At 71.3% G+C, this 5,097-nt stretch carries 2 protein-coding genes and 2 pseudogenes; 1 reads left to right on the forward strand and 3 read right to left on the reverse strand.

Annotation, left to right across the window (positions count from 1 at the left end; all coding sequences use genetic code 11):
• Positions 1-1,490: pseudogene (locus tag SACHA_RS22110) on the forward strand (type IV secretion protein Rhs); the annotation flags it as partial.
• Between the two features lie 644 nt (positions 1,491-2,134).
• Here SACHA_RS22110 and SACHA_RS0113770 read toward each other — a convergent pair.
• From SACHA_RS0113770 to SACHA_RS23960, 3 genes and pseudogenes are all read right to left on the reverse strand, one after another.
• The gene (locus SACHA_RS0113770) at positions 2,135-3,199 is read right to left on the reverse strand and encodes a flavin-containing monooxygenase (RefSeq protein ID WP_019810733.1); all 1,065 of its coding nucleotides are present in this window, start codon (positions 3,197-3,199) and stop codon (positions 2,135-2,137) included.
• A gap of 70 nt (positions 3,200-3,269) precedes the next feature.
• A complete protein-coding gene (locus tag SACHA_RS0113775; RefSeq protein ID WP_051110234.1) occupies positions 3,270-4,502 on the reverse strand; it encodes an MFS transporter in 1,233 nt (410 codons plus the stop codon).
• Between the two features lie 4 nt (positions 4,503-4,506).
• Positions 4,507-5,097: pseudogene (locus tag SACHA_RS23960) on the reverse strand (flavoprotein); the annotation flags it as partial.

The raw sequence follows: 5,097 nt of genomic DNA on the forward strand, positions 1-5,097 counted from the left end.
CGGACGCCGAGGCGGCGCGCGGCGCGCCGACGACCGATCCGCCGCGCGTGCGGATCCGGACCGTGGGCAGAGCGGAGGCCGCGAAGGCGGGCGTGGACGGTCTGGTGTTCACGGTCGCCGGTGCCGACGGGGCCGCCGGGACACCGTTGTCGGTGCAGGTGGACTACAGTGCGTTCGCCTCCGCGTATGGAGGTGATTACGGATCACGTCTGCGTCTGGTCGAACTCCCGGCGTGCGCGTTGACCAATCCGGATCGCGCGGAGTGCCGCGAGGCCACATCGGTCCGGAGTGACAATCACGTCGGACGACGACAGGTCACCGGTGAGATCGTGCCCACGGCCAAAGGTGCGACCACGGATTCCGGGGCGGAAGGGACCGAGAAGAAACCCGATCCCACCGTGCTGGCCCTGCAGGCCGGCACTTCCGGGGCCGGAGGCTCCTACGGTGCGACCGACCTGTCTCCGGCGGGGAGCTGGTCGGCGGGCGGCTCCAGTGGAGACTTCACCTACTCGGTGCCGTTGCGGGTGCCCCCGGCTCAGGCCGGGTCCGCGCCGAAGCTCGGGCTCGGATACTCCTCCGGCACGGTCGACGGACGGACCAGCGCCACCAACAACCAGGCCTCGCCCGTCGGGGACGGGTGGGAGCTCAGTGCCGGCGGGTTCATCGAACGTCGGTACAAGGCGTGTTCCGAGGACCTCGGCGGTAACCAGGGTGATCGCAAGACCGGGGACCTGTGCTGGGCCACCGACAACGCGGTACTCAACCTGAACGGGATCACCACGAAACTGGTGAAGGATTCCGAGACCGGGCGGTGGCATCCCGAACACGACGACGGCTCCCGAATCGAGCGCCTCACCGGCGCGCACAACGGTGACGACAACGGCGAGTACTGGAAGGTCACCGCCACCGACGGCACCCAGTACTTCCTCGGCCGCAACCGACTGCCCGGTTGGCAGGAAGGCAAGCCCGAGACGAACTCGGTGCAGACCGTGCCGGTACACGGCAACAACTCGGGGGAATCCTGCCACGCGGGCGATTTCGACTCCTCCTGGTGCCAGCAGGGCTACCGGTGGAATCTCGACTACGTCGTCGACCCCGACGGCAACGTCACCACCTACTACTACGCGCCCGAGACGAACCGTTACGGCCGGAACCAGGACGCGAGCAAGCAGACCAGCTACACGGCGGCGGCCAATCTCCGGCGCGTCGAGTACGGACTGCGGGCCGACGCGGTCTACGCTCCGGCACCCGCCCGGGTGTGGTTCGACCTCGCCGAACGCTGCCTGCCCACGCAGGACTTCGCGTGCGAGCCGGACCAGCTCGACGAGGACACCGCCGACCGGTGGCCGGACGTGCCGTCCGACCGGATCTGCGCGGCGGGGGAGACCTGCGACAACCAGCACTCGCCCGCCTTCTTCACCCGGAAACGACTGGTGAAGGTCCGCACCCAGGTACGCGAGCACAACCGACGGCGAACCACGGTGGCGTGACGTCGACTCCTGGACACTCCGGCACCAGTTCCCGGACACCGGCGACGGTCTGTCCCCGGCGCTGTGGCTGGCCGGGATCACGCACACCGGCCTGGCCGGTGGAAAGCAGAGCCTGCCGGAGATGACGTTCCACGGTCGCGCGCTGCACAACCGGGTCGACACCGGCGACGACAATCTCCCACCGATGCCGGTGCCACCGGAGTAGGCATCGACGTGCGGGGCGCCGTCGGGGTGGGGTTCGGAGTGCTCGGAGGCCGGCTGGGCGTCCGCGGTTCGGAGGTGGGGGGCGTGGTCGGTGGGGGCCGGTGTCGAATCCGCCGCCCTTACCGGCCTCCTCCACCGGGGCGGCAGCCAGAGCACCGAGGACGAGTAACACGACGACCCAGGCCACCACGGACAGACCCGCCGCGCGCCGGGGGCGATTCCGGCCGGCGTACCAGCGTCGAACCGGGCTACCTCGGAACAGGGCTGCGATCCCCACCACCAGCGAGGCGATCAGGAAAAGGCCGAGAACCAAGCCCATGTCCCCACTCCAGTCCCCGCAACACCTCCGGTCAAGCCGCGCGGCACCGTCACGGGGCACTCAACCCGCGTTGACGACGGGTGAACGCGATCCGGCTCACCCTCGGTCGACTTCCACGGTGTCAGGCGATTAACCGGGCCGCCCCGCGGACGTGCGCGGCCAGCGCGGCGGTGACGTACTCCGCGTCGCGGTGCACGCCGCGCAGGGTGTTCGAGGCGAACGAGCGTTGGAACTCCAACCCCACGAACACCAGACCGGGGTGTGTGCCGGAGATGCCGCCGGTGTGCCGGGGAACCCCGTCGACGACGGCTCCGAGCGGTTCCAGGTAGCCCAGATCGGGGCGGTAACCCGTGGCGAACAGGACCGTGTCCACCGCTTCCCGGCTCCCGTCGGCCCAGACGACCGCGTCACCGTCGAAGGCGGTGAACATCGGTCGGCGATCCAACCGCCCGGTGTCGACGGCGCGACGGTACTCGCCGGTGTCCAGCACGAGTGTGGTGGACACGAGTCGGGCCAACCACTCCGGGGGCAGGTCGTCGAATCCGGTCGTCCGCAGCCAGTGGTGCAGGTCCCGGCCACCCGGTCGCTGTTCCAGGAAGGCGAGGGGCTTGCGGGTGGCGAGCGTGACCTCGGCGACCCCGGCCAGCTCGTAGCCCACCTGCATCGCGGAGTTGCCGCCACCGACCACGACCACACGCTGCCCGGCGAACGGCTCCGGGTCGCGATAGTCGGCCACGTGCGGCACCTGCCCGGTGAAGTCGCGCTGACCGGGCAAGACCGGACGGTGCGGGTTGCCGAACGACCCGCTGGCAGCCACTAACCCTGCGGTGGGCACCGTGTCACCCGCGTCGGTCCGCACGAGAAAGCCCCCACCGCCCTCGGTGGTGACCTCCGTGACCCGGGTACCGGTGCGGATCTCCACGTCCAGGTCGGCGGCGGTGGCGCGCAGATGGGCGGCGACCTCGTCCCGGGTGGGGTAGCGCTCGGGGTCCCCGGGGAAGGGCGCGCCGGGTCGGCCGCTGTACCCGGCGGGAGAGAAGAGGGTCAGGCTGTCGTAGTAGCGCGGCCACGACCCGGTCGGTTCCGGGCCCGCTTCCAGGATCACCGGTGCCAGGCCGCGCTCCACGGCGGCCCGGGCCGCGGCGAGTCCGGACTGGCCACCGCCGACGATAACGACATCGTGCATGGACTGTCCTTTCAGGATTCGCTATGACAAGAGAAGGGAGGGTCGTCGCCGTCGCTTCCTTGGTTCCCACTCAGGTGTTGGTCGAGTGGTCCGGGTGCGTCGGGGTCGAGGCGAGGGACAGCACTGCCGCCACCCCGGTGAGGCCGCCCAGGAACAGGAAGGCGGCGGAGTACCCACCGAGCAGTCCCGCCACGGCCGCCCCGGCGAACGGAGCGAGCGCCGTCGTGACCGTCAGCGGCGCGGACAACATCCCGGTGAGTCGCCCGTAGTGGGCCGTGCCCCACCGGTCGGTGACCGCGGTGGCCTGCACCAACGTGAACACGCCGCGCGCCGTTCCGGCCAGGACCGAGGCCACGATCAGTGTCGTGACCGTGGTGAGTATTCCCAACAGGGCGGTCGTGGCGGCCATGGCCAGCAGGATCATCGCGGTGCGGGTCCGCACCGTGGTGTGTCGGGCCAGGGCCGCGTAACCGAGGCGACCGGCGACCTGGCCCGCACCACCGAGTCCGAGAGCGACGGCGGCGGTGCCGGTGCCGATGCCACGTTCGGCCAGCAGCGGCACCAGGTTGATCACCACGGCGAACGTCGCGAACGCCGCCACACTCAGCGACAGCACCAACAACACGAACGCCCGGCTGCGCACCACCCGAGCCGGGTCGCCGTTGTGGCCCTGCCACGGTTCGGGCCGCGGCACCTCCGGCCACGGGAGCCGCAGCCCGAACCAGTGGGCCGGGACTGTGATCACCGCGAGCACAGCGGCCAGCACCAGGTAGGTGCCGCGCCAGTCCAGCTGCGCCGACACCGCGGCCGTGAGCGGTGCGAACACGGTGCTGGCCAGTCCCGCGACCAGGGTGAGCACGGTCAGCGCCCGCACCCGGTCCGGACCGTGCCAGCGGGTCAGCGCCGCGAACGCGGGAGGGTAGAGCACCGCGCCCATCGCGACCCCCACCATCAACCACGCGGCGACGAAGCACCCCAGATTCGGTGCGAGGGCAACCGCGACGATCGCCGCCACGGCCACGACCGAGCCCCCGGTCATCACCCCGCGGGGACCGTGTCGGTCCAGCTGTCGCCCCACCGGGATTCCGACGAGCGCAGCGACAAGCTGTCCCGCCGACAACGCCGCCGTCAACGACGTCGCCGACCACCCGGTGTCGGCGGTGATCTGCCCGGCGAGCACCGGGAACGCGTAGTACAGCACGCCCCAGCTGGTGATCTCGGTCGCGCACAACACGACCAGCACACGCCGCGGCCCGTCGCGCGTCCGCGCGAGCCGCTCTGCCGGCGCCTGCGGGGCTTCCACGCCGTCAGTGGGCGGTGGGTGCGGACAACGACACGGCCTCCGGCCCGGCCGGGACGCCGCAGCAGCCACCGGTGTCCTCGGTGTCGCTGTCGGCGTCGGACAGTCCCGACCCGCTGCACACACCCGTCTCGGGGAGGACGAGTTCGACCCGCTGCGCGGAGTCACGGTCTCCGGCCAGTTCCGCCGCGATCGAGCGAACCTGCTCGTACCCGGTCAGTGCCAGGAACGTCGGTGCCCGGCCGTAGCTCTTCATCCCGGCGAGGAACACGCCCGGCTCCGGGTGCGCCAGCTCCGTGGCGCCGTGCGGATAGACGGTGCCGCACGAGTGCACGTTCGGATCGATCAGCGGGGCCAACGCGACCGGTGCCTGCAACGTGGCGTCCAGCGCCAGCCGCAGCTCCGACAGCCACGACAGGTCCGGACGGAACCCGGTCACCGCCACGACCTCGTCGACCGCCTCCACGACCTGCCCGGTCGCCGAACGCAGCCGCAGCATACCCGTGGCGTCGCGCTCCACGGACCCGGTCCGGAACCCGCGCACCACCTCGATGTGTCCGCGCTCGACCGCGGCCCGCGCGCGCTCGCCCAGCGCGCC

This window comes from Saccharomonospora halophila 8 (assembly GCF_000383775.1).
Lineage (GTDB): Bacteria > Actinomycetota > Actinomycetes > Mycobacteriales > Pseudonocardiaceae > Saccharomonospora > Saccharomonospora halophila.